Origin of the sequence: Micromonospora mangrovicola (assembly GCF_047200535.1) — a bacterium.
Lineage (GTDB): Bacteria > Actinomycetota > Actinomycetes > Mycobacteriales > Micromonosporaceae > Micromonospora.
Map to the genome: position 1 here is coordinate 27,917 of NZ_JBJZOG010000040.1, position 23,323 is coordinate 51,239.

Annotated in this window: 27 protein-coding genes; 13 read left to right on the forward strand and 14 right to left on the reverse strand. The window is 75.4% G+C overall.

Translation table 11 applies throughout. The annotated features are described in order from the left end of the window. Positions 1–28: 28 nt before the first annotated feature. On the forward strand, positions 29–403 hold the full coding sequence (locus ACL02O_RS17785; RefSeq protein ID WP_412819201.1) for an STAS domain-containing protein: 375 nt from the start codon (positions 29–31) through the stop codon (positions 401–403). A gap of 67 nt (positions 404–470) precedes the next feature. On the opposite strand, the gene ACL02O_RS17790 is transcribed toward ACL02O_RS17785, so the two are convergent. Further along, positions 471–839, reverse strand: coding sequence for an FKBP-type peptidyl-prolyl cis-trans isomerase (locus ACL02O_RS17790; protein WP_412819202.1), 369 nt, complete (start codon positions 837–839; stop codon positions 471–473). Between the two features lie 173 nt (positions 840–1,012). Beyond that, on the reverse strand, positions 1,013–1,588 hold the full coding sequence (locus tag ACL02O_RS17795) for a DoxX family protein (RefSeq protein WP_412819203.1): 576 nt from the start codon (positions 1,586–1,588) through the stop codon (positions 1,013–1,015). A 217-nt stretch (positions 1,589–1,805) separates the two neighbouring features. Here ACL02O_RS17795 and ACL02O_RS17800 point away from each other — a divergent pair, with 217 nt between their 5' ends. Then, on the forward strand, positions 1,806–2,504 hold the full coding sequence (locus ACL02O_RS17800) for a CBS domain-containing protein (protein ID WP_412819204.1): 699 nt from the start codon (positions 1,806–1,808) through the stop codon (positions 2,502–2,504). Between the two features lie 105 nt (positions 2,505–2,609). Here the strand turns inward: ACL02O_RS17800 and ACL02O_RS17805 are convergent, their stop codons facing one another. Together ACL02O_RS17805 and ACL02O_RS17810 are read right to left on the reverse strand one after the other, a co-directional pair. Next, positions 2,610–3,086: a universal stress protein gene (locus ACL02O_RS17805; protein WP_412819205.1), complete on the reverse strand. Its 477-nt coding sequence runs from the start codon at positions 3,084–3,086 to the stop codon at positions 2,610–2,612. Positions 3,087–3,189: 103 nt separating this feature from the next. After that, entirely contained in the window at positions 3,190–3,906 is a 717-nt protein-coding gene (locus tag ACL02O_RS17810) for a helical backbone metal receptor (RefSeq protein WP_412819206.1), read from the reverse strand. 56 nt (positions 3,907–3,962) lie between these two features. Between ACL02O_RS17810 and ACL02O_RS17815 the strand changes: the two genes are divergently transcribed. Next, the gene (locus ACL02O_RS17815) at positions 3,963–4,664 is read left to right on the forward strand and encodes a nitroreductase family protein (protein WP_412819207.1); all 702 of its coding nucleotides are present in this window, start codon (positions 3,963–3,965) and stop codon (positions 4,662–4,664) included. A 3-nt stretch (positions 4,665–4,667) separates the two neighbouring features. Here the strand turns inward: ACL02O_RS17815 and ACL02O_RS17820 are convergent, their stop codons facing one another. The 6 genes from ACL02O_RS17820 to ACL02O_RS17845 all read right to left on the reverse strand — a co-directional run bounded on the left by ACL02O_RS17820 (position 4,668) and on the right by ACL02O_RS17845 (position 8,145). Then, positions 4,668–5,219, reverse strand: coding sequence for a hypothetical protein (locus ACL02O_RS17820; RefSeq protein WP_412819208.1), 552 nt, complete (start codon positions 5,217–5,219; stop codon positions 4,668–4,670). Next, positions 5,216–5,734, reverse strand: a complete 519-nt coding sequence (locus ACL02O_RS17825) for a DUF6286 domain-containing protein (RefSeq protein WP_412819209.1) — start codon at positions 5,732–5,734, stop codon at positions 5,216–5,218. The genes ACL02O_RS17820 and ACL02O_RS17825 overlap by 4 nt, the downstream gene beginning before the upstream one ends. Positions 5,735–5,761: 27 nt before the next feature. After that, entirely contained in the window at positions 5,762–6,112 is a 351-nt protein-coding gene (locus tag ACL02O_RS17830; RefSeq protein WP_412819210.1) for an Asp23/Gls24 family envelope stress response protein, read from the reverse strand. A 14-nt stretch (positions 6,113–6,126) separates the two neighbouring features. Next, positions 6,127–6,315: a hypothetical protein gene (locus ACL02O_RS17835; RefSeq protein WP_412819211.1), complete on the reverse strand. Its 189-nt coding sequence runs from the start codon at positions 6,313–6,315 to the stop codon at positions 6,127–6,129. Positions 6,316–6,431: 116 nt separating this feature from the next. After that, positions 6,432–7,523 (reverse strand): DICT sensory domain-containing protein, encoded by a 1,092-nt coding sequence (locus tag ACL02O_RS17840; protein ID WP_412819212.1) that lies wholly within the window; start codon positions 7,521–7,523, stop codon positions 6,432–6,434. A 10-nt stretch (positions 7,524–7,533) separates the two neighbouring features. Next, positions 7,534–8,145 carry a GNAT family N-acetyltransferase gene (locus ACL02O_RS17845; RefSeq protein ID WP_412819213.1) on the reverse strand — a complete coding sequence of 204 codons (612 nt, stop codon included), beginning with the start codon at positions 8,143–8,145 and terminating at the stop codon, positions 7,534–7,536. Positions 8,146–8,261: 116 nt separating this feature from the next. Between ACL02O_RS17845 and ACL02O_RS17850 the strand changes: the two genes are divergently transcribed. Then, positions 8,262–9,128, forward strand: a complete 867-nt coding sequence (locus tag ACL02O_RS17850; protein WP_412819214.1) for a hypothetical protein — start codon at positions 8,262–8,264, stop codon at positions 9,126–9,128. A 265-nt stretch (positions 9,129–9,393) separates the two neighbouring features. Next, positions 9,394–10,626 carry a hypothetical protein gene (locus ACL02O_RS17855; protein ID WP_412819215.1) on the forward strand — a complete coding sequence of 411 codons (1,233 nt, stop codon included), beginning with the start codon at positions 9,394–9,396 and terminating at the stop codon, positions 10,624–10,626. A 174-nt stretch (positions 10,627–10,800) separates the two neighbouring features. Here ACL02O_RS17855 and ACL02O_RS17860 read toward each other — a convergent pair whose 3' ends face one another. After that, the gene (locus ACL02O_RS17860; protein ID WP_412819216.1) at positions 10,801–11,148 is read right to left on the reverse strand and encodes a histone-like nucleoid-structuring protein Lsr2; all 348 of its coding nucleotides are present in this window, start codon (positions 11,146–11,148) and stop codon (positions 10,801–10,803) included. 258 nt (positions 11,149–11,406) lie between these two features. On the opposite strand from ACL02O_RS17860, the gene lon reads away from it, so the two are divergent. Then, positions 11,407–13,743, forward strand: a complete 2,337-nt coding sequence (lon, locus tag ACL02O_RS17865) for an endopeptidase La (RefSeq protein WP_412819217.1) — start codon at positions 11,407–11,409, stop codon at positions 13,741–13,743. Positions 13,744–13,831: 88 nt separating this feature from the next. On the opposite strand, the gene ACL02O_RS17870 is transcribed toward lon, so the two are convergent. Continuing rightward, entirely contained in the window at positions 13,832–14,320 is a 489-nt protein-coding gene (locus tag ACL02O_RS17870) for a MarR family winged helix-turn-helix transcriptional regulator (protein WP_412819218.1), read from the reverse strand. 106 nt (positions 14,321–14,426) lie between these two features. Between ACL02O_RS17870 and ACL02O_RS17875 the strand changes: the two genes are divergently transcribed. Then, the gene (locus ACL02O_RS17875; protein ID WP_412819219.1) at positions 14,427–14,798 is read left to right on the forward strand and encodes a DoxX family protein; all 372 of its coding nucleotides are present in this window, start codon (positions 14,427–14,429) and stop codon (positions 14,796–14,798) included. A 44-nt stretch (positions 14,799–14,842) separates the two neighbouring features. Here the strand turns inward: ACL02O_RS17875 and ACL02O_RS17880 are convergent, their stop codons facing one another. Together ACL02O_RS17880 and ACL02O_RS17885 are read right to left on the reverse strand one after the other, a co-directional pair. Then, positions 14,843–16,618, reverse strand: a complete 1,776-nt coding sequence (locus tag ACL02O_RS17880) for a DEAD/DEAH box helicase (RefSeq protein WP_412819220.1) — start codon at positions 16,616–16,618, stop codon at positions 14,843–14,845. A 101-nt stretch (positions 16,619–16,719) separates the two neighbouring features. After that, positions 16,720–17,148, reverse strand: a complete 429-nt coding sequence (locus tag ACL02O_RS17885) for a nucleoside deaminase (RefSeq protein ID WP_412819221.1) — start codon at positions 17,146–17,148, stop codon at positions 16,720–16,722. 57 nt (positions 17,149–17,205) lie between these two features. On the opposite strand from ACL02O_RS17885, the gene ACL02O_RS17890 reads away from it, so the two are divergent. The 6 genes from ACL02O_RS17890 (at position 17,206) to ACL02O_RS17915 (ending at position 23,316) form a co-directional block, all read left to right on the forward strand. Continuing rightward, positions 17,206–17,739 carry a 2'-5' RNA ligase family protein gene (locus ACL02O_RS17890; protein WP_412819222.1) on the forward strand — a complete coding sequence of 178 codons (534 nt, stop codon included), beginning with the start codon at positions 17,206–17,208 and terminating at the stop codon, positions 17,737–17,739. A gap of 111 nt (positions 17,740–17,850) precedes the next feature. Further along, positions 17,851–18,594, forward strand: coding sequence for an ArsR/SmtB family transcription factor (locus ACL02O_RS17895; RefSeq protein WP_412819223.1), 744 nt, complete (start codon positions 17,851–17,853; stop codon positions 18,592–18,594). A gap of 162 nt (positions 18,595–18,756) precedes the next feature. Beyond that, a complete protein-coding gene (locus ACL02O_RS17900; protein WP_412819224.1) occupies positions 18,757–19,839 on the forward strand; it encodes a cytochrome P450 in 1,083 nt (360 codons plus the stop codon). Beyond that, positions 19,836–20,633, forward strand: coding sequence for an isocitrate lyase/PEP mutase family protein (locus ACL02O_RS17905; RefSeq protein ID WP_412819238.1), 798 nt, complete (start codon positions 19,836–19,838; stop codon positions 20,631–20,633). The genes ACL02O_RS17900 and ACL02O_RS17905 overlap by 4 nt, the downstream gene beginning before the upstream one ends. A gap of 99 nt (positions 20,634–20,732) precedes the next feature. After that, positions 20,733–21,698, forward strand: a complete 966-nt coding sequence (locus tag ACL02O_RS17910; protein WP_412819225.1) for a hypothetical protein — start codon at positions 20,733–20,735, stop codon at positions 21,696–21,698. Between the two features lie 4 nt (positions 21,699–21,702). Beyond that, the gene (locus tag ACL02O_RS17915) at positions 21,703–23,316 is read left to right on the forward strand and encodes an asparagine synthetase B family protein (protein WP_412819226.1); all 1,614 of its coding nucleotides are present in this window, start codon (positions 21,703–21,705) and stop codon (positions 23,314–23,316) included. Positions 23,317–23,323: the final 7 nt, after the last annotated feature.

Genomic DNA, 23,323 nt, shown 5'->3' on the forward strand with positions numbered 1-23,323 from the left:
GTCGGTCCCGCGGGATAGGTTGCTGGGCATGGGGCAGCGCAGCGACCGGTTCCACATGGAGATCGACGTGGCCGACCACGTGGTGGACGTCCGGGCGGTCGGCGAGATCGACATCGCCACCGTGGGGTCGTTCCGGGCGGCGCTCTGGGCCGCTCCGGCGCGGCCCGTGCTGCGGCTGGACCTCTCCGGGGTCCGGCTGCTCTCCGCGGCCGGCGTGCGCGCCCTGGTCGCCGTGCACCTGCGGGTCCGGTCCCGGGGCGGTGAGCTGGTGCTGGTCGACCCCGATCCGGTGGTTGCCCGGGTGCTGCGCGCCACCGGCCTGCACCGGGTCGTGCCGGTGACGACCCGGCCCGTCCCGCCGCCGGCTGCCGCGTCACCGGCGCGGGAGTTGGTTGCGGCCTGACCGGCCCCGGGTGCGCGCCGGGCCGCCGGCGTCGCCGCCGACGGCCCGAAAGCGGGTCTGCTACGGGTCAGCGGACGCCGAGCAGGTCCACCACGAAGATCAGCGTCTCGTTCGGCTTGATGACGCCACCGGCGCCCCGGGCGCCGTAGCCCAGATGCGGCGGGATGGTCAGCCGCCGCCGGCCGCCCACCTTCATGCCGACCACGCCCTGATCCCAGCCGGCGATGACCTGGCCGCCGCCGAGCGGGAACTCGAACGTCTCACCCCGGTTCCACGAGGCGTCGAACTCGCGGCCGTTCGAGTGGGCCACGCCGACGTAGTGCACGCTGGCCAGCTGGCCGGGGCGGGCCTCCGGCCCCGCGCCGACCGTGATGTCCTCGATGACGAGATCGGCGGGCGGCGCGCCCTCGATCGGGCCAACCTCGGGCTTCTCCATGAACGGGTCTCCTCGGTGCTGACAGTGCGGTCGTCGTCGATCCTGCCGGATCGCGACCGGCCGATACGCGCCGGTCCCCGCCGCGGCGTGGCGGCGGGGACCGGCGTTGGCACGGACGTGGCGGGCGCCGCCTGTCGGTGACGCCCGCCCGGTGGGTACTGCCGTCGGTGACCTCACTTCAGCCAGGGCAGCCGCTGGACGACGGGGAGCTTCGCCCAGACCTTGCCGAGGCCGAGGGTGTTGCCGGCGCCGACCAGCGCCAGCCCGGCCAGCAGGCCCGCGTAGATGAGGTGGTCGTCCATGAACAGGTTGTTCTCGGGGGGCAGCACGACCGTCCACATCATGACCATCAGGATCCCGCCGGCGACGGCGGCGAGCCGGATGCCGATGCCGAGCAGCAGGGCCACGCCGATGCCGAGCAGGCCGAGCATGAACAGCCAGTCCGCCCAGGCCGCGCCGGCGATGTCGTGGTAGAAGCCCTGGAACGGGCCGGCCGCGCCGAAGGTGAGGAAGCCCTTGGTGGGGCTGCCGCCGTTGATCCAGGCATTCTTCGCCGCCGTCTCGTGCCCCAGGCCGAACATCTTGTCCAGGAAGGCCCAGAGGAAGGTCCAGCCCAGCGCGAGCCGGAGCCCGGCGAAGATGTACCGGGTGGCCTTCTGGCGGGTGGTCTCGACATCCGGGGTGGTCGCGGCCGCCGGAACCCTGGTGTTGGCGGTGATCCGCTCGACTGTCGCGGTCATGGTCTCCACGTCCCTTCCTGTGCCTCGCACCGCGTTTCCGGTGGCAACTTCATTCCACCGCCGGGGAGCCGTCACCGGCAGGGCCGACCGGGCGCTCCCGGCCGGGACCTTGGACCCGTTCCGGCCCGGTCCGGAGGGCCCTCGGCGGCCTGCCGACCGCCTCTGACCGGGGCCGCCGGTGTCGTCCTACCGTCGCGAGTGGAAGCCCGGGCCCGAGGAGGTCGTGATGCGGACATGGCAGGTGGGCGACGTGATGACCACGGACGTCGCGACGGTGGGGGAGGAGACCCCGTACCGGCAGATCGTCGACGTGCTGATCCGGCGGGGCATCAGCGCCGTGCCGGTGGTGGACTCCTTCGACCGGGTGCTGGGGGTGGTCTCCGAGGCGGATCTGCTGCACAAGGTGGAGCGGGCCGGTCACCCGGACGGGCGCCGGGTCTTCGAGGGGCGGCGCCGGCGTACCGTCCGGGAGAAGGCGGGCGCGCTGGTGGCCGGGGACCTGATGACCGCCCCGGCGGTCACCACGACCCCGCGCGCCTCGCTGCCGGCGGCGGCCCGGCTGATGGACCGCGAGGTGGTCAAGCGGCTGCCGGTGCTGGACGACCTGGGCCGGCTGGTCGGCATCGTGACCCGCGGCGACCTGCTCCGGGTGCATCTGCGCACCGACGCGGAGATCCGCGAGGACGTGGTGCAGCAGGTGCTGCGTCGGGTGCTCGCGGTCCGGGACGGCCTGGTCACCGTCCAGGTCCGCGACGGGGAGGTCACCCTGGACGGGCGGCTGGACCGGCGCACCGCCGTCGAGCTGGCCGGTCGGCTCGCCGCCCAGGTCGCCGGGGTCGTGCAGGTGCACAACACCGTCGGGTACGACGTGGACGACACCAGCCTGATGGAGCTGGACCCGGTCCACACCACCCCGGTCGGCTGACCGCCCCGCCGGGTGGGCCCCGCCACCCGGCGGGGCCCACCCATGTGGACCGTGCGCACGCGGGTACGGCCGCCCCGAACCGGGGCGGCCGTGTCGGCGTCGCGGTCAGGCCCGCAACGCCGGCTCGGTGGACGTACGCGAGGTCGCGGCGGGCACCGGCACGACCACCACCGGGCAGCTCGCCTTGCGCACGCACTCCTCGCTGACCGACCCGAGCACAGTGTGCCGCAACCGGCTGTTGCCGTGACTGCCCAGCACCAGCAGGTCGGCCGTGCGGGCGGCGGCGGTGAGCACCTCAGCGGCCGGACCCTCCACCACCTCCCCGGCCACCGGGCAGGCCGGACCCTTGCGCAGCACCAGCCCACGGATCTCGTCATCGAGCAGGGACTGGGCGCGCTGCCGCTCATCGACCGGCGGCGTCGCCTCCGTCATCGGGCCGACCTCGATCCGGTCCCACCGCCAGGCCACCACGACCTGCACCGCGCCGCCGCGGGCCACCGCCTCGTCCACCGCCCAGTCCAGGGCGCGCCGCCCGCCGTCGGAGCCGTCCACGCCCACCACGATCAGCCGGTTGCTCTCCATCGCCCTACTCCTCTCCTCCTGCTCGCAGTCCACACCGGTGCCGGTGGGTCCGGGCAGGCGCGAAGGGCCCGCGGCGCACGGGTCGTTCGCCCCGTTCCGCGGCTCACACCGTGCGGGCGAGCTGGGCGGCGAGCAGTGCCGGAGCCTCGGCCAGGGACGGCCCGTACCAGGTCAGGTGCCGGCCCGAGACCAGCGCGGCCGGCACGCCGGGAAACGCCTCCGGCCCGTCTTCGGCGGTGAACCGGTACGGCTCGTCCGGCAGCACCGCCAGCTCCGGTCGCCGCCCGCGCAGCTCGGCCAGGCTCGGACGGGGATAGCGTTCCTCGTGCTCCGCCCACTGGTTGGTCACGCCGAGCCGGCGCAGCACGTCACCGGCGAAGGTGTCCCGGCCGAGCACCACCCAGGGCCGCCGCCAGACCGGCACCACCGCCGCCCGGAGCGCCGCCGGCGCGGGCAGCCCGGCCCAGGCCCGCCGGGCGGCCCACAGCCACTCCGGTTCGCCGGCCACGCCGAGCGCGGTGACCAGTTCACCGAGCTGGTCCAGCGCTTCCGGGACGGTACGCGGGAAGGTGACCCGTACCGGCACGCCGGCCGCGTGCAGGGCGTCGGCGTCCGCGCGCCGGTTCTCCTCCTCGTTGAGCAGCACCAGGTCGGGCCGCAGCGCGAGCACCCGGTCCAGGTCCGGGTACTTGCTCCCGCCCACCCGGGTGACGGCCAGCCCGGCCGGGTGGGTGCACCAGTCGGTGGCGCCGACCAGCACCTCGGGTCGGGTCAGCGCCACCGCCTCGGTCAACGACGGCACCAGCGACACCACCCGCACGACGGCTCCCTTCCTCGCTGTCCCGCCCATGCTCGCGTATTGGGCTCGCGGGCCGGTTGGCCGGGGCCCGCCGCCGCGTCGAGAATGGGCGGGTGCCTGTCGACCCCGACCTCCGCGCCGTGATCCCCGTCCCCGACTACGGCGTCCCGCCCGCCGAGGCGCTGCCCCGTGTCCGTGAGTTCGCCGACCAACTCGCCCGCCGCCGGACCGTACGTGACTTCAGCGACCGACCGATCCCGCCCGGTGTGCTGGCCGAGGCGCTGCGGGCGGCGGCCTCCGCGCCCAGCGGCGCGAACCGGCAGCCGTGGCGGTTCGTGGTGGTGACCGACCCGGACCTGAAGCGGCGGCTGCGGGCCGCGGCCGAGGCCGAGGAGCGGGAGTTCTACGAACGCCGCGCCCCGGAGGAGTGGCTGACGGCGCTCGCCCCGCTGGGCACCGACGCCAGCAAGCCGTTCCTGGAGGCCGCGCCGGCCGTGATCGTGGTGTTCGAGCTCCACCGTGGTCCCGGGTCTCCCCGGCCGTACTACGTGAAGGAGTCGGTGGGCATCGCCGTCGGCTTCCTGCTCGCCGCGCTGCACCGGGCCGGCCTGGCCACGCTCACCCACACGCCCAGCCCGATGCGCTTCCTCAACGAGCTGCTCGACCGGCCGTCCGAGGAGCGGGCCAACCTGATCATTCCGGTGGGCTACCCGGCGGCCGACGCCACCGTGCCGGACATCGCCCGCAAGCCGTTCTCCGAGGTGGTCGTCTGGCGTTGACGGTCACCGCCCGGGCTCGTCGAGCAGCGCCGTCACGTCCAGGTGCGCGGGCCGGCAACCGAGCGTCGCCGCGAACCGCCGCACCGCGGCGTCGACCCGGTCGCGGGCGGCGGCGACGTCGGCGCACGGATCCAGGCGCACCTCCACCCAGACGTCCGGCCGGGCCGCCGGGCCGGTGAGCACCACCCGGGCCCGGCGGGCCCCGGGCGCCCGGAGCAGGTCCCGTTCCAGCGCGCCGGTCAGCACCCCGCTGGCCACCCGGGTACGCCCGGCGCCGTGCCCGGGCTGGGCCAGGGTGCCGCAGAGCCGGCCCGGCACCCGCAGCCCCGCGACGAGCAGCTGCCGCCCGAGCAGGGCCAGCAGCACCCCGCCGCCGGCCACCGCGAGGGCGCTCCACGGCGCCCCGGCCCGCCACCAGGTGACCGTGGTGGCCCCGAGCAGCGGCGCGTCGCCGCCGGGCAGCCGGCCGGCGCCGACCGCCAGCGCCGTGCCGCCCACGGCCACCAGCAGCAGGGCGAGCACCGTCCAGAGCAGCCGGTGGGCGGCGTTGCTCACGTCGCCCGCCGGGCCGGCACGAGCCGGATCTCGATCCGGTCCCGGCGGGGCGCGGCCAGCCGGTCGAGTTCCCGGCGCAGCGCGAACTCGACGTCGGCGCGGGCCGCCGGGTCGCCGGTGGCGGTCACCCGGGGCCGCCAGGCGTCGCCGCGCCGGCGGACGCGTACCCGGGCCCGCCGGACGCTGGGCACCGAGCGGGCCGCCCGGGCCAGCCGCCGCTCCACCGAGCGGCGGTGCAGGTGCCAGCCGTCGTCGCCGGGCAGCCGCAGCCGGGTCGGGCGCCACCGGCGCAGCTCGGCGACGAGCACGACCAGGCCGAGCAGGGTGAGGGAGGCGGCGACCGCGCGGACCGGGGGGTCCCGCCACCGGGTGGTGGCGAGGGTGGCGGGCCAGTCGGGCGGCAGCGGCCCGGACCGGCCCAGCGCGGCGAGCAGGCCGGCGGCGGCGACGAGGACGCCGCCGACGAGCAGGGCGACGGCCAGCAGCAGGGTGCCGACCCGGTTGACCGTGCGCACCTCAGCCCCCGGCCCGTCGACGGGTACTCATGTCGCCTCCCGGTGGTCGTCCGGGACGGGCGCGGGCAGCCGCAGGTCCACCACCGTGACGGTGACGGCCTCGACGGTCAGGCCGGTGTGCGCCTCGATCTCGGCGGCGGCGCGGCGGCGTACCCGGTCGGCGGCCGTCGGCAGGTGGACGCCGTGGTCGACGACGACGTCGAGGTCGACGCGGGCGGCCGGCCCGTCGACCCGGACGGTGGCCTTCGGTGCGGTGACGGCCGGGGTACGGCGGGCCGCGGCCTCGGCGAGGCGGGCGATGTCCTCCTCGTCCACCCACCGGGCCGGTGCCGTCCCGGCGCTCGGGGCGGTGCCGCGCCGGGGCAGGGTGCCGGTCATCCTGGCCACCCCGCTCAGCGGCGCCGGTCCGCGCCCACCCGGTCGGCCAGACCGGGCACGGTGACGTCGCCGTCGACGACCCGCACCAGCAGCCAGCCGACGAGCCCGGCCAGCGTGGCGCCGGCCGCGGCGCCGGCCCCGCCGAGCGCCCAGACCGCGACCAGGAGGAACCCGGTGAGGAATCCGAACTGCTGCCGCGTCATGCCCACCTCCGCTCCGCCGGTGACCGACCGGACGGGCGCGGCGTACCCGTTTCCGGCCCGGTCAGTCGCGACCGGCGGTGGCGTTGCCGGCCCGGGCCGTCCGGCGAGCGGCGGGCTCAGCGGGACCCGGCGGTGGCGGCGTTCTCCGGGGCCAGGGTGGCCACCGGGACGCCCTCCCGGACGGCCCACTCCACGGCGTGCCGTACCTCCGCCACCGGCAGCGGGCGGCGGGTCGTCACGGTGACCGCCGCGTGGACCGAGAACGCGACGAACGGGTACGAACGGGCCAGGCCGCCGATCGCCTCGTGCAACCGGCCCACCACGGTCAGGGCCTCCCGCTCGGCCAACGCCGGCAGGATCAGCAGGAACTCGTTGTCGGTCAGGCGTACCGCCCGGTCCACCGGGCGCAGCACCGCGGTGACCGCCGCGAGGACGGCCTGGCCCTCCCGGGCCGCGCTGCGCCGGCCGAACCGCTCCGGCGCCCCCGCCGGCTCGTCCACCCGTACGGCGACCAGCGCCACCGGCAGGGTGCCCGGGGCGGTCACCCCGTCCATCCCGGTCCACCGGCGCAGCCCCGGCTCGTCCAGCAGCCCGGCCGAGGCGTCCGCCGGCTCGGGCCGGTGTGCCCGCTCGCCCCGTACCGCCAGCATCCGGATCGCCGCCTCGGCGCGGGACTCGCCCGGCCCCGCCGGGATGTCCCGTACCCGGGCGATCGTCTCGTCCAGCCCGGCCCGGGCCGGCGCGGGCAGCCGCTCGGCCAGGCGCTCGCGCAGCCGGAGCACCTCGTGCAGGGCCTCGTCCCGGCGGAACCCCCAGCGCCCGTCGAAGAGCCGTCCCGACTCCAACGTCGCCGCCGGCGCCACCTCGCCCCGGTCGTATGCCACCAGCGTCGCGCCGAAGCGCGGGGTCAACGCCACCACGCTCCACTCCCGGGCCAGCTCCTCCGCCTCGTCCAGCGCCACCCCGTACGTGCCGGGCGGCAGCTGGGCCGGGCTCGGGCCGACCATGCCGACCACGGTCACCGTGGCCCGGGCGGCGATCCGTTCGTACACCGCGCGTTCCCGGGCGAAGTACGGCGGCCGCTGGAAGAGGGCGAGCACCACCAGCGGCCCGTCCTCGGCCGTGGCCAGCGCGGCCCGTTCGATGGCGTGGGAGACGGCGACCAGACTGCGCTTGGTCAACCGCTCCGGGGTCCGTCCGCTGTGCACGCGCAGGAGCTTAGAGGCGTCCGCCGTCCGGCGCACCGGTCGCCGCGGCCGGGTCGGTGGCCCGCGCCCACTCCGCGCGGGTCAGCGCGTACTCCACCTCGCCGTGCTCGGATCCGTCGATCGGCTCCGGCCAGTCCTGGTGGAACGTCCGCCGGTACGACAGGCCGGCCTTCTCCATAACCCGGCGCGACCCGGCGTTGACCGCCATGGTGGCGGCCACGACCCGCTCGACGCCGAGTTCGGTGAAGCCCCGGTGGACCAGCGCCCGGGCTCCCTCGGTGGCGTACCCGGCACCCCAGGCCGACCGGTGCAGCCGGTAGCCCAGCTCCACCTCGCGGGGATCCCCCGCGCGGACGGGCCGGAACTCGAACCAGCCGAGGAAGACGCCGTCGGTCCGTCGCTGGGCCGCCCACCACCCGAGCCCCGGCGGTTGCCGGTACGCGGCCAGGATCCGCGGCAGCACCCGCTCGCGGATCTCCGCCGGCGGGGTGGGCCGGCCGCCGGTGAGGTGGCGCATCACCGCCGGGTCCGCGTCGAGGTCGGCCAGGAGCGGGGCGTCGTCCGGGGTGAACTCGCGCAGTACCAGGCGGTCGGTGGTCAGGAAGATCGACACGTCGGACATCCCATCCCCGGCCGGTGCGGTGGGCAACCGGATTTCACCGCACCGGCGAGGCGACGGGCATGGTCGACGCCCTACACTCGGGCCGGTCTGGCGACCGACGGATGGATCTGGCGAAGATGACGAGCACCGGCAGCGTGGCGGCCTCCTGGTTGCGCCCGGTCGCGGCCGGGGGCGCGCCGCCGTCCACCCGGTCGGGGCAGGTCATCCATCCGTCGCGCCGGCTCAGCGAGCTGGTCCAGGGCCGCCCGCCGGGCGTCACCGGAAACCAGTGGAGTACCGCCATCCGGGAGAGCTTCGACCAGGTGGTGTGCGCCGCCGACACCGGTCGGCCGCTGTTCGCCGTGGCGTTCGCGCCGCCGGCGGCGCCCGGCTCGCCGGCCCGCCGCGCCGAGCGGATGACGAGCACGGTCTGCGCCGCGGTCGGCCTGCCGGTGCTGCGGGTCGAGTCACCGACGCTGCAGGGCGCCGGCCACAGCCGCCGGCTCGTCGAGTACGTCATCGGCGCCCGCGCCTACGCCGACGGCAGCGGCCCGGAGAGCGGCTACGTGGTCGGTTTCCGGGACATCGTCGGCCGGCTCCCGGACGGCCGGAGCGGGCCGGTCAACGACCTCGGGGCGTTGGCCCGGGCCGCCGTCGTCGAGGCGTACGTCGAGCGACGCCTCGCCGACCCGATCGTGCGCGGCCTGCACGTGTGCTGGACCGGTGGCCCGGCCGAGGGATGGAGCTGGGTCGAGGTGCGGCCCGGACGGTGCCTGGTGGAGCGGGTGCAGCTCTTCGCGCAGCGGCTCTTTTGCGGGGTGGCGCCGGGCCGGCTGGCCGAGGACCTGGCCGTGCTGGCCGTGGGGGAGCGGCTGCGCGACCGCGACGGGGTCGAGCCGACCCTGGTCGACCGCGACGAACTGCACGAGGGGATCCGCCGGCTGGCCGCGCGGCGGGCTGAACTCGACGGCGGCTTCGCCTTCGACCACCTGTGCGCCGACTGAGCCGGCATCCCGACCGTCGGGACCCCGGTGGCATCTCCTTCTCGAATTCTCCCGATCACGGTTGAACCTTCGCCGCTGTCCCTCCGTACCTAAGCGGGAATGGACGTAGATCTTCCCCGTCACGCCGGACGGCACGGCGACGGTGCGGAAAGGGCATCGTCGGTCGTCGACGTGTAACCGGAACGTCGCAGTGACCCTCACCCCGAATTTCGCAGGTCCGCCGGGGTCACGAGTCAACTACCGGATCGAGAAGGAGAGCAATTCGATGCGCAGGTCCACACGGGCGCGCCGGTCATCCGGTAACGCGCGGAGCAAGCGGCTGCTGGCCGTGGTCGGCACGCTCGCGGTCTTCGGCGGAATCGTCGCCGTCACCCAGATCTCGTCCGCCCAGGACCGGCGGCCGAGCCGTACCGCCCCGGTGTCGTGCACCGCCCCGAGCCCGGGCGCGACCGCGCCGGGCGGCCAGGGCAGCACCACCCGGACCTGGCAGAACGGCCGGTGGGTGCGCAACCACTGGGGTGACGGGCAGATGTCGGTCGCCGAATGCCAGCAGAGCCGGGGCGGCGGCGCGGGTACGCCGGCGGTGGCCTGCCCGGACGTCAGGAGCAGGCTGCCGCAGGTGCCCGACCGGGCGCGCAACGAGGTGGACCGCAACCTCGCCCTGCTGGACACCCAGATCGCCGAGGCCAACCGGCGGCTCGCCGCCGAGGGCGACCGCAACGGCCAGGACTTCATCGAGAACGCCGTCCTGCGGCCGCTGGCCGACAAGCGGACCGCGACGCTGAACCGGATCGCCACCGCGATCGGCCGGGTCGCGCAGCGGCCGCAGGGACTCGACCAACTCGCCCAGTGCGCACTGTCCGACAATGCCCAGAACGGTGGGAACAACAACGGCGGCAGCAACAACGGAGGCCAGAACGGTGGGAACAACAACGGCGGCAACAACGGCAACGGGCTGGATGTGCTGGCCAAGGACTGCAGCGACAGCCGGCTGCAGCCGCACGACGGTTTCCAGGCCGGTAACCGGTGTGTGAGCACCGCCTTCGGTGAGGTCGGCGCGGCGGCGAACAATCCGTCGCTGCTGATCACCCGGTTCCCCGATCAGGTCCGGCGGAACCAGCCGTTCACCCTGCGGGTCACCACGCGGAACCTGGTGCGGGACCGTTTCCTCGCGGCCGGTCAGGGCGGCTACTACCTGGAGAGCGCGCTGCTCAACGACCAGGGCCTGGTACGCGGCCACTTCCACACCGCGTGCCGGATGCTGAACAGCCTCCGCCAGCCGCCGAACCCGCAGGACGTGCCGGCGTTCTTCGTGGCCACCGAGGACGGCAGGGGCAGCGGCCAGCCCGACGACGTGCTCATCCAGGTCCCGGGCCTGCCCGAGTCGGGGGTCGCGCAGTGCGCGGTCTGGGCCGGGGACGGCTCGCACCGCATCCCGATGATGGAGCGGGCCAACCAGACACCCGCGATCGACGTGGTGCGGATCCGGGTCAACTGAGCCGGCACGACGGCCGGGGCCGTCCGGGGCGTACCCGGGCGGCCCCGGCCGTCGCCGTGTCCGGGTGCCGAGCGGGACACGGTTGCCGGAAATTGTGTACACCGGCAAAGCCGAGCGGGGTCACGCCGATTTCTCAGCGTGACCCCGGGACGCCCGACGGTGAGCCGGGAGGGCTCAGCGGTTCTTGTACGCCTCCACCACCGACACGGGGATGCGGCCCCGCTCGGAAATCTCGTAGCCGTTCTTCGCGGCCCATTCCCGGATGGCGCGGTTCTGCTCGCGGTCCATTCCCGCGGTGGCCGGGCGGCCGGTCCGGCGCGCCGCGCGCCCGGCCTCCACCGGCCCACGCCCGATTCGCCTGCCAGCGCTGATGTACGGGTCCAGCGCCTTGCGCAGAACACCCGCGTTCTCGTCGGAGACGTCGATCGTGTATGCCACGCCGTCCAGGCTGAACTCGACGGTCCGGTCGGCCTTTCCGCCGTCCAGGTCGTCGGTCAGAACGGTGATTACTTTCCTTGCCATCGCCATTACTCCCTGTGTCGGGCGGGGTGTGGCTAAGAGTTTGACGTATGGCGCGGCAATTTCGCAACAATATCGGTCGTTCGCCATTCGGTGAGTCGGCAAATCCGGCTGCCGGAATGGCGCGTCAGGCGCCCGGTCGGGTGCTGCGACCGGTCGGCGCCCCGGGAGTGTCAGTGGCGTGGGTCACAACCTGGAACAAGGGGAACGCTTTGTTACTTGAGTCTGTCACGCTCAACTCAACGTGATAGCAGGTGTTCGATGGCAACTCTTCCGGTACTTCCCTTGACCGACGCCGTCCTGCTGCCCGGCATGGTCATCCCGGTGACCCTCGACCCGACCACCCAGGCCGCGGTCGACGCGGCCCGCGCCAGCGGCGACAAGCAGCTCCTCGCCGTGCCCCGCCTCGACGGCGAGTACGGCTCCGTCGGCGTGATCGCCACCATCGAGAAGGTGGGCCGGCTGCCCAGCGGGGAGCCCGCCGCCGTGGTCCGTGGCCTGACCCGCGCCCGCATCGGATCCGGCGTGCCCGGTCCGGGCGCCGCCCTATGGGTCGAGGCGACCGAGATCGACGAACCCGCTCCGGCCGGGCGGGCCCGGGAACTCGCCCGCGAGTACCGCGCCCTGATGACCTCCGTCCTCCAGGAGCGCGGCGCCTGGCAGGTCATCGACGCCATGGAGCGGATGACCGACCTCTCCGAGCTGGCCGACTCGGCCGGCTACGCGCCCTGGCTCAGCCTGGCGCAGAAGACCGAGCTGCTCGCCGCCCCGGACGTCACCGCCCGGCTGGAGCTGCTGGTCGGCTGGGTGAAGGATCACCTGGCCGAGCAGGAGGTCACCGAGCGGATCAACAGCGACGTCCGCGAGGGGCTGGAGAAGTCCCAGCGGGAGTTCCTGCTGCGTCAGCAGCTCGCGGCGATCCGCAAGGAGCTCGGCGAGGACGAGCCGGACGGCTCCGCCGACTACCGCTCCCGGGTCGAGTCCGCCGACCTGCCCGAGAAGGTCCGCGAGGCGGCCCTGCGCGAGGTCGGCAAGCTGGAGCGGGCCAGCGACGCCTCCCCGGAGGCGGGCTGGATCCGTACCTGGCTGGACACCGTCCTGGAGATGCCGTGGAGCACGCGTACCGAGGACAACACCGACCTGGCCGCGGCCCGTGCGGTGCTCGACGCCGACCACGCCGGCCTGGCCGACGTGAAGGACCGGATCCTGGAGTACCTCGCGGTACGCAACCGGCGCGCCGAGCGCAACCTCGGCGTGGTCGGCGGCCGCGGCTCCGGCGCGGTGCTCGGCCTGGCCGGCCCGCCCGGTGTCGGCAAGACCAGCCTCGGCGAGTCGATCGCCCGGGCGCTGGGCCGCAACTTCGTCCGGGTCTCCCTCGGTGGCGTCCGGGACGAGGCGGAGATCCGCGGCCACCGGCGCACCTACGTCGGCGCGCTGCCCGGCCGGATCGTCCGGGCCCTGCGCGAGGCCGGCTCGATGAACCCGGTGGTGCTCCTCGACGAGGTCGACAAGCTGGCCGTCGGCTACTCCGGCGACCCGGCCGCGGCGCTGCTGGAGGTGCTCGACCCGGCGCAGAACCACACCTTCCGCGACCACTACCTCGAGGTCGACCTCGACCTGTCCGACGTGCTCTTCCTGGCCACCGCCAACGTGGTGGAGACGATCCCCGGCCCGCTGCTGGACCGGATGGAGCTGGTCACCCTAGACGGCTACACCGAGGACGAGAAGGTGGCCATCGCCCGGGATCACCTGCTGCCCCGGCAGCGGGAGCGGGCCGGGCTGACCGCCGACGAGGTGACCGTCGCCGACGAGGCCCTCGCCCGGATCGCCGGCGAGTACACCCGGGAGGCGGGCGTCCGGCAGCTCGAGCGGGCCCTGGCCAGGATCCTGCGGAAGGTCGCCGTCACGCTGGCGTCCGACCCGGCGCCGGTCCGGGTGGACACCGACAACCTGGCCCGCTACCTGGGCCGGCCGAAGTTCACCCCGGAGTCGGCCGAGCGGACCGCGGTGCCCGGGGTGGCCACCGGACTGGCGGTCACCGGGGCCGGCGGCGACGTGCTCTTCATCGAGGCCACCAGCATGGACGGCGAGCCGGGACTGACCCTCACCGGCCAGCTCGGCGACGTGATGAAGGAGTCCGCGCACATCGCCCTGTCGTACCTGCGGTCGAACGGGCGACGGCTCGGGCTGGACCCGAACGCCCTGGCCGGGCGGCGGATCCACCTGCACGTCCCGGCGGGCGCGGTGCCCAAGGACGGCCCCAGCGCCGGCATCACCATGGTCACCGCCCTGGCCTCCCTGGCCAGCGGCCGGCCGGTGCGCCCCGAGTTCGGGATGACCGGTGAGGTGACCCTGTCCGGCCGGGTGCTGCCCATCGGTGGCGTGAAGCAGAAGCTGCTCGCCGCCCACCGGGCCGGTCTGACTGAGGTGATCATCCCGAAGCGTAACGAGCCGGACCTCGACGACCTGCCCACCGAGGTCCGCGAGGCGCTGACCATCCACACCCTCGCCGACGTCGCCGACGTGCTCGCCCTGGCGCTGCGGCCGGCCGACGTCGACGCCGGGACGATCGGGGGTCAGCCGCTCGCCGCGGCCTGACCGACCCCGTACCACCGGTACGCCCCCGCCGTCCGCGGACGGCGGGGGCGTCCGCGCCGGTGCGGTCCGGGTGACCGGGGGCGGGCCGTCAGCAGGCGTCGGACGGCCCCGGGCAGCCCTCGGGCGGGGCGATCCGGCCGAGCATCGCGCCCAGCGCACCGCCGAGCTCGCGGGCCTGTTCGGGGCTGAGCGGATCGAAGACCAGTGAACGCACCCGGTCGACGTGGCCGGGCGCGGCGGCGACCACGACGTCGTAGCCCGCGTCGGTGAGCACCGCCACCGAGCCACGACCGTCCTCGGCGCTGCGTTGCCGGTGCACCAGGCCCCGGCGCTCCAGCCGCCCGACGAGGTGCGACAGCCGGGACTGGGAGCCGTTGACCACGCCGGCGAGGTCGCTCATCCGCCGGGACCGCCCCGGTGTCTCGCTGAGTATCGCGAGCACCAGGTACTCGAAGTGGGTCAGGTCCGCGTCGCGCTGCAACTGGGCGTCGAGCGCCGCGGGCAGCACGGTCACCAGGTGCACGAGCCGCCGCCAGACCTGTTGCTCCTCGTCGGTCAGCCAGCGGGTCTCGTCCATGCGCCCAGCCTACCTTTCCTTGACGGTTCAAGTATCAGGCCGTACGTTGACTACTTGAACGGTCAAGCAATTTCGGCGACGGCCACCATCCCCCGAAGAGGTTCGCGTGAACATCGTGCTCTGGGCCCTGCAGATCATTCTCGCCCTGGTCCTGCTGGGCGCCGGCCTGACCAAGATCAGCCAGCCGAAGGAGAAGCTGCGCGCGTGGATGACCTGGGTGGACCCGGTGCCACCGGCCCGGGTCAAGGCACTGGGCGCGGTCGAGGTGCTCGGCGCGCTCGGGCTGGTTTTGCCGGCGGTGACCGGCATCGCCCCCGTCCTCACGCCGCTGGCCGCCGTGGGCGCCGCGATCGTGCTGGCGGGCGCGGTCGCGGTGCACGCGCGGGCCCGGGAGACCCAGATGATCGTGGCCCCCGCCGTGCTGCTGGTCGCCGCCCTCGTGGTGGCGTGGGGCCGGTTCGGCCCGTACGCCTTCTGAGCCGTGCCGGGCGGGGGAGCCCCAGGGGATCCCCCGCCCGGACGTCACCAGCGGTCCCGGCGCTCCCGCCGCGCGCCGCCGTCGCTCTCCCGGCCGCGCCGCTCCCGCCGCTCGCCGCCGCCGTCACCGTCCCGATCCCGGCGTACGGTCGCCTTGCGGCCCTTGATGGTGCTGCCGCGCAGCCCCTGGATCACCTCGTCGGCGACCGCGTACGGCACCTCCACCAGGGAGAACCGGTCGGCGATCTCGATCGAGCCGATGTCCCGGCCGCTGACCCCGGTCTCCCCGGTGATCGCCCCGACCAGGTCCTGCGGCCGGACCCCGGCGCGCCGGCCCAACCCGATGAAGACCTGCGTCGTACCCCCGGAGCGGGGGCGGCCGCCGCCGCGCCGCTCGTACCCCGGGCGGGGCTCGCGGGGCGGACGGACCGCGACCTGCGGAATCTCCTCCTCCTCGTCCGCGGTGCCGGGGAGGGTCGCCTCGTGGGCCAGCTTCACCGCCGCGAGCGCGACCTCCATCATGTCGAACTCGTCCGACAGCGACTCCACGATCACCCGGAACGGCTCCAGGTCGTCCTCCAGCAGCGACTCCCGCAGCGCCGCCTGGGTCAGTTCCAGCCGCCGCGTCCGCAGGTCGGCGACCGTGGGGATCTTGTCGATGGCGATCCGCTGGCCGGTGACCCGCTCGATGGTCTTCAGCATCCGGTGCTCGCGCGGCTCGGCGAGAGTGATCGCCACGCCTTCCCGGCCGGCGCGGCCCACCCGACCGATCCGGTGCACGTACGACTCCGGCGCCGACGGGACGTCGTAGTTGACCACGTGGCTGAGCTGCTCGACGTCCAGCCCGCGCGCCGCCACGTCGGTGGCCACCAGCAGGTCGGCGGTGCCCGCCCGCAGCCGGCCCATCACCCGGTCCCGCTGCTCCTGACTCATCCCGCCGTGCAGCGCCTCGGCCCGGTAGCCCCGGCCGTTCATCGTCTCGGTGAGCCGGTCCACCTCCTCCCGGCTGCGGCAGAAGACGATCGCCGCGGTCGGCGACTCCACGTCCAGGACCCGGCCCAGCGCCGCCGGCTTGTGCGCCCGCGCCACGATGTACGCGCTCTGCCGCACCCGCGGTGCCTCGCCCGCCACCGGCTGCTCGCGTTCGATCTGGATGCGGACCGGGTCGGTGAGGTGCTGCCGGGCCAGCCCGTCGATGCGCGCCGGCATGGTGGCCGAGAAGAGCACCGTCTGCCGCTCGGCCGGGGCGTGCTCCAGGATCGCCTCGATGTCCTCGGCGAAGCCCATGTCGAGCATCTCGTCCGCCTCGTCCAGCACCACCGTGGCCAGCGAGCCCAGCCGCAGGGTGCCCCGGGCGATGTGGTCCAGCGCCCGGCCCGGCGTCGCCACCACCACGTCCACGCCCAGGTCGAGGGCGCGCAGCTGGCGGCCGATCGGCTGACCGCCGTAGATCGGCAGGACCCGGGCACCGAGGTCCTTGCCGTACCGGTGGAACGCCTCGGACACCTGCACCGCCAGCTCCCGGGTGGGCACCAGCACCAGCGACACCGGCTCGCCCCCGGACCGCCCGTCGGGCATCCGCTGCAGCAGCGGCAGCGCGAACGCGGCCGTCTTGCCCGTACCGGTCGCCGCCTGGCCCAGCAGGTCCCGCCCGGTGAGCAGCGGCGGGATCGCCTCGCGCTGGATCGGGGTCGGCTCCTCGTAGCCGAGCACGGTGAGCGCGCCCAGCAGCTCGGGGCGCAACCCGAGGTCGGCGAAGGTGGGCGTCTCGACGGCGTCGTCGGGGGCGGTGGGGTCGGTCGGTGTAGCTCCGGAACTCATGCGACAAGCCTTTCATCACCGCCCCCGGCCCGGCGCGGCGACCGGCGCAACCGTCGGCCGGGACACCCGCGCGGTGGCGCCGGTCACCCCGCCGGGCCGGCTCAGGCCGCCTCGACCGGCACCCGGGCCTCGGTCAGCAGCGCCGGCCCGGCGTACGCCACCGGGGCGTACGGCGGCATCGGGCGCAGCCGCGCCAGCTGTTCGGTGCTCAGCGCGTACACCACCCGGCCGAGGCCGGAGCGCTCGATCGCGGTGGCGCACATGCCGCACGGCTGGCAGCTGGTGTACATGGTGGCGGTCGTGGCCGCGTCGGGGGTGAGGTTGCGGGCCGCCCAGCGGGCCAGCTTCAGCTCCGGATGGGCGGTGATGTCGTCGTCGGTCCGCTCGGTGTTGACCTCCTCGGCCAGCACCCGCCCGTCGGCGTCGACGAGCAACGAGCCGAACGGGCCGTCCCCGGCGTCCCGGGCGGCGGCGGCCAGCGCGATGGCCCGCCGCAGGTGGCGTTCGTCGGTCTCGGTCAGCACGCTCATCCGGTGCGCATTCCCCACGGGCCGTCGCGGCACACCGGCGGCGGCTAGCCTGACGGCGTGCGCACGGTCGAGCTGCTCTGTTCCCCGAAGCTGGAGGAGGCGGTACGAGCGGCCTGGGTGCGGCTGGCCGCCGCCGGCCTGCCCAGCCTGGCGCGCAACGCGCACCCCACCAACCGGCCGCACCTGACCCTCGCCGCGGTCGAGGCGTTCCCGCCCGGCGTCGAGCAGCGCCTCGCCGACCTCTGCGACGCCGCGCTGCCGCTGCCGGCCCGGCTCGACCGGGTGGAGGTGCTCGACGGCAGCGCCCCGCTGGTCTGGCTGATCCGTCCCGCGCCGCAGTTGGTCGCCCTGCACGGCGCGGTCTGGGACGTGCTCGCCGACGCCCGCGGACAGCGCGAGTGGCACAAGCCGGGCCGGTGGATCCCGCACCTGAGCCTGGCGCTGCGGTTCCGCGGCGCCGACCGCCGCCGGGCCCGCGCGCTGGCCGGGCCCGACCGCCCCAGCGGGGAGTTCGTCGCGGCGCGCAGCTACGACAGCGAGACCCGGACGGTCAGCGAGTTGGTCCCGGCGTGCCCGCACCCGGGTGCCTGAAGGCCCCAGCGCCGCCCGCCCCGAGGTGGCTCCCCGTCGCCCGACCGGCCGGGGCCGCCCCGCCGGCACCGGTCGGTCCGCGCCGAACCGTCCGCGTGTCAGCATGGGCGGATGACCACGACCAGCACCGACGGCCGGGCGATGGCCGAGCTCGCCGCGCTGCTCGCCGACCGCACCCGGGCCAGCTTCTGCCTGGCCCTGCTCGACGGGCGGGCCTGGACGGCGGGGGAGCTGGCCCGGGCCGCCGGGGTGGCCGCGTCGACCACGAGCGACCACCTCACCCGCCTCGTCCGGGGCGGCCTGCTGGTCGAGGAGCGGCAGGGCCGCCACCGCTACGTCCGCCTGGCCGGCCCGGCAGTGGCCCAGTTGATCGAGGACCTGGCGGGGCACGCGCCCGCCCCGCCGACGCCGCCGCGCACGTTGCGCGCCGCGTCGGCCGGTGCCGCCCTGGCGTACGCCCGGACCTGCTACGACCACCTGGCCGGGCGGCTGGGGGTGCTGCTGCACGACGCCCTGCTCGACCGGGGGGTGCTGGACCGCGCCGGCGGGCTCGCCCTCACCCCCGCGGGGGCGACCTGGCTGGCGGAGCTGGGCGTACCGGTCGAGCCGCTGCGCACGGCCCGCCGACCGCTGGTACGGGACTGCCTGGACTGGACCGAGCGCCGCCCGCACCTGGCCGGGGCGCTGGGCGCGGCGCTCTGCCACCGCTTCCTCGACCTCGGCTGGACCGCCCGCGGCGCTGGCCGGGCGATCCGTCTCACCCCGGCCGGGCTCCCCGCCCTGGCCGCCGCCCTCGGCCTGGACGTGGCCGACCTCGACCGGCCGGCCCGCGACACCGGACCGGCCCGCGCCTGATCTCCCGCTCGACTCCGGGCCGGTGAAGGTGGTGCCGCGACCGGCCCGGTGCCGTCGCCTCGCACGCCCTGGGCGGGACGGGGAACGGGGCGCCCCGGCACCGCGCCGCACGCCGGGGACGGTTCGGCCGGCGGCGAACGGATCAGCGCCTACGGTCGGGCGATGAGCTTTCCTGTCATACCCGTGCCGCCCGCCACGCCGGCCTGCGGGGAGCCCGTGCACGACGCCGGGAGCGGCTGGGTGCTCACCCGGTACGCCGACGTGGTGGCGGCGCTGACCGACCCCCGGTGCGTGGTGCCCGTCGCGCCCGGCGGGCCGCCCGGCACCCTCGCCTGGCTGCGCGGGACGGTCAGCCGGTTCAGCGCCCCGGACCGGCACCCCGGCCGCCGGGCGGTCGGGGTAGCCGCACTGGCCGCCCTCGACCAGGACGACCTGCGGGAGGCGGCCGCCCGGCTGACCGAGGAGGCGCTCGACGCGGTGGCGCCCCGGCCACGGGCCGAGGGGACGGGCGAGCCGGCCGCCCCCCGGCCGGCCGGAGCGGACCGCCGGGCTTCGGGCCGGGTCGACGTGATGGCGGCGCTGGCCCGGCGCGTACCCCTGGCGGTGCTGGCGGCACGGCTCGGGCTGGCCGATCCGGCGGCGTCCGCGGCGGCGGTGCCGGCGGTGGCCGCCGCCTACCAGCCGGGTGCGGACGCGGCGGCGGTGGCCCGTGCGGACCGCGCGGTGGCCGTGCTGCTGGAGTTGTCCCCGCCCGCTGCGCCCGAGGTCGCCGCGAACCGGATCGGGCTGCTGGTGCAGGCCTGCGACGCGACCGCCGGGCTGATCGGCGCGGCCGTCCGGCACGGGCTGACCGCGCCGGACACCTTGTCGACCGGCGACCTGCTGGCCGAGGTGCTGCGGCTCGACCCGCCGGTGCGGGCCACCCGCCGGGTCACCACCGCCGCGCTGCGCCTCGGCGGGCGGGAGGTCGGCCCGGGCGTCCCGCTGCTGCTGCGCTTCGACGCGGCGAACCGGGACCCGGCCGGGCACGCCGACCCGGACCGGTTCCGGCCCGGCCGCCCCGGCGGGGCCTTGACCTTCGGCGCCGGGCCCCGGGGCTGCCCGGGGGAGCGGCACGCCCTGGCCCTGGCGGCCGGGGTGGTCGACGTGTTGCGCCGCCGCTGCACCGGTGCCGACCAGAGCGCCGGATACGAGTCCCATCCCACCCTCCGCGTCCCGACCAGCCTCGAGGTGACCCTGTGCTGAACGACCGTGCCGCCCTCTTCCGTGACCTGCACCGGCCGGGCAGCCCGCTGCTGCTGCCGAACGCCTGGGATCACGCCTCCGCCGCCGCGCTGGCCGCCCGGGGCCATCCGGCGCTCGGCACCACCAGCCTCGGGGTCGCGGCGGCCGCCGGGAAGCCGGACGGCGCCGGGGCCACCCGGGCGGACAATCTCGACCTGGCCCACCGGCTGCGCGACCTGCCGGTGCTGCTCACCGTGGACGTCGAGGGCGGCTTCAGTGACGACCCGGCGGCGGTGGCCGGGTACGTCGCCGAGCTGGCCGCGCTCGGCGTGGTGGGGGTGAACCTGGAGGACGGCCGCCCGGACGGCAGCCTCGCCCCGGTGGAGCTGGCCGCTGCCAAGATCGCCGCGGTGAAGGCCGCGGTGCCGGGGCTCTTCGTGAACGCCCGCACCGACGCCTGGTGGCTGGGCGTGCCCGAGCCGCTCGGCGAGGCCCTGCCCCGGGCGCGAGCCTGGCGGGCGGCCGGTGCCGACGGCCTCTTCGTGCCCGGCGCGCCGGACGACCTGGTGGGGCGGCTCGCCGCAGAGGTGGGCCTACCGCTCAACGTGCTGTACCGGCCCGGTGGGCCGGACCTGGCCGAGCTGGGTGGGCTCGGCGTGGCCCGGGTCAGCACAGGTTCCCTGCTGTTCCGGGCCGCCCTCGGGACGGCGCTGCACCTCGCCGACGCGGTCCGCGGCAGGCTCGACGCCGACCTGCCCGCCCCGCCGACGTACGGATGGGTGCAGGAGCTTTCCGTGCCGAAAAAAGCTCCTTAGGGGGAGATAGGAGAATTGTTCGAAGAGGGGTCTTTCCGCAGCTTACGGTGTGTTTGAGGTTCGATCACGCCGTGCCCTGCCCGGAGAGGGGACCCGATCATGCGAGTGCCCAGCCGAAGCCCCGGCCCGCAGCCCGGGCCCACCGTCGCGTCCACCGCCCCCGCCCGTCGCCGGCCGCCCACCGCCGGCCGGCGGCCCGCTCCGGCCCAGCCGGACCTGGCGGCGTACCGGGCGGCGGTGGCGGAGCTGCTGGTCGAGGTGGGCGCTCTGGCGGACGCCCCGTCGACCGCCGCCCGGCAGGTGCTGCTGGACCAGCGGCTGCGGGAGCCGGCCATCGCAGCGGTCCTCGAGGCCACCCCCCAGGGCTTCGTCGGGGCCCGGGAGACCCTGCTGCTGGAGATGGCCCGCTACCAGCCCAACGTCCGCAGCTCGGCGCAGGACCTCACCGCGCTGGTCCGGATCTACCTGCTCTCCCGCATCGACGTGATGTGGTGGGAGAGTTCGGCGGTCTTCCTCACCGACGGCCAGGTCAACATGAGCACCGACCTGGTCGACCTGGAGTGGCTGCGCCGCCGGGGCCTGCTCGCCTTCCGCTACCAGGAGCAGCCGGCCACGCTCGTCGGCCGTGGCCTGCGCGCGGTGCGACGGCGGCTGCTGCCCGGCGCCACCCCGAACACCGCCGGGCTGCTGTTCCGCCGGGCCCGGCGGGAGGTGGTGGCCCTGCTCAACGACCTCGGGCGGGAGTTCGCCCTGGCCACCCCGCCCGGCACGCCGCCGCTCTGGGTGACCAGCCTCGCCCGCAGCGCCGAGCACCAGTACCGGCTGCGCCGCCTCGGGTACGCCGCCATGGTGCCCAGCGGGCACTGCCTCGGCTGGGCGGCCGACCTGGAGATGGCGTGGTTCCGCCGGTTCGGCGTCCGGGACACCCTGGCCGACCTGCTGCTGGCCCGGCAGGCGGCCGGCGAGATCAACGTGGTGGACGAGGGCCAGGCCTGGCACCTCTGTCTCGCGCCCGCCGTCCGCAGCCGGTTCCGGCACGCGTACGAAGCCGAGATGGGGGTGTGAGCGGATGTGCGGGATCGCGCTGAGCATCGGCCCGGAGGCCGACCCGGCGACGTTCCGCCGCATGCTCGCCATCCTCGCCCCGCGCGGCGAGGTGACCGAGACCCGGCAGGAGAACGGCCTGCTCACCGGCGTCCGTCGACTGCGGATCGTGGACCGGGAACGGGCCGTGCAGCCCTGGGTGTCGCCCGACGAGCGGCACGTCCTCTGCTACAACGGCGAGATCTTCAACCACCACCAGCTGCGCGGCGAGCTGACCCGGCTCGGATACGCCTTCCGCAGCGTCAGCGACACCGAGGTGGTCCTGGCCGCGTTCCGGCACTGGGGAGAGGAGGCGGTACACCGGTTGCGCGGCGAGTACGCCTTCGTCGTGGTGGAGCGGGCCACCGGCCGCGCGTACCTGGCCCGTGACCCGCTCGGCGTGAAGCCCCTCTACTGGTCCCGTGGCCCGGGCTGCCTGCACCTGGCCTCCGAGGTCAAGGCGCTGGTGCCGCACGGCGCGCCGATCAGCGAGGTGCCGCCCGGGCATCACGGCTGGGCCGAGCCCGACGGTCCGGTCCGGTTGCGCCCGCACGCGGACCTGCTCGACCTCGGCGCCGGGTCGCCGCCCGTCGACGACCCGGACGAGGCCGCCCAACTGGTCCGCGCCGCGCTCACCGACAGCATCCAGGTCCGGCTCGACACCGACCTCACCGTCGGCGTCGTCCTCTCCGGCGGCCTGGACAGCTCGCTCGCGCTGCTGCACGCCCGGCAGCTGCACCCGGACTGCGTGGCGGTCACCGTCGGCGTGCCGGACAGCCCGGACGTCGCGTACGCCCGGCGGCTCGCCGCCGACCTGGGCGTGCCGCACGAGGTGATCGAGCTGCGCCCGCGGGACATCCGGCTGGCCGACGTCCGCGAGGCGATCCGGGTCTCCGAGCTGACCGAGTACGGCGACATCATCAACGCGGTGGTCACCGTGCCGATCTTCCGGCGACTGCGCGAGCTGGGGATCAAGGTGGTGCTCACCGGGGACGGCTCGGACGAGCTGTTCGGCGGCTATCCGATGTACCACCAGGTCGGTCCGGAGCGCTCCCGCCGGCTGTTCCTGCACAAGATCCGTAACCTGTGCCGGACCGAGCTGCAGCGGGTGGACCGGGCCAGCATGGGCCACGGCGTCGAGGCCCGGGTGCCCTTCCTCGACCTGGGCGTGGTGGAGCTGGCGATGCGGATTCCGCTCGACCTCAAGCTCCGCGACGGCCAGGAGAAGTGGATCGTCCGGCGGGCCTTCGCCGACCTGCTTCCCGACTACATCCGGCGGCGGCCGAAGAACCCGATGTCGTACTCCTCCGGGCTGCACGAGCGGGCCCGGCTCTACAAGCCGCTCTTCGCCCGGCTGCACCGCTCCTTCGGCTACCAGCTGCTCGAACCGGTCCGCCGCGACTTCGACAACGTGCTCACCCGCTGCGGCAACGACCTGGACCGGGCCATCGCCGACGGCCTGACCCGACCGGACTACACGGTCCTGGAGCACGCGCGGGACCTGGTCGGCGCGGCGCGGTGGAACGCGGCACCGATGGTCCGCCGGCTGGTCAACCCGCGCCGGTCCCGGGGCGGGGACGAGGCGCCCCTGCCCGGCTGAGCCGGTC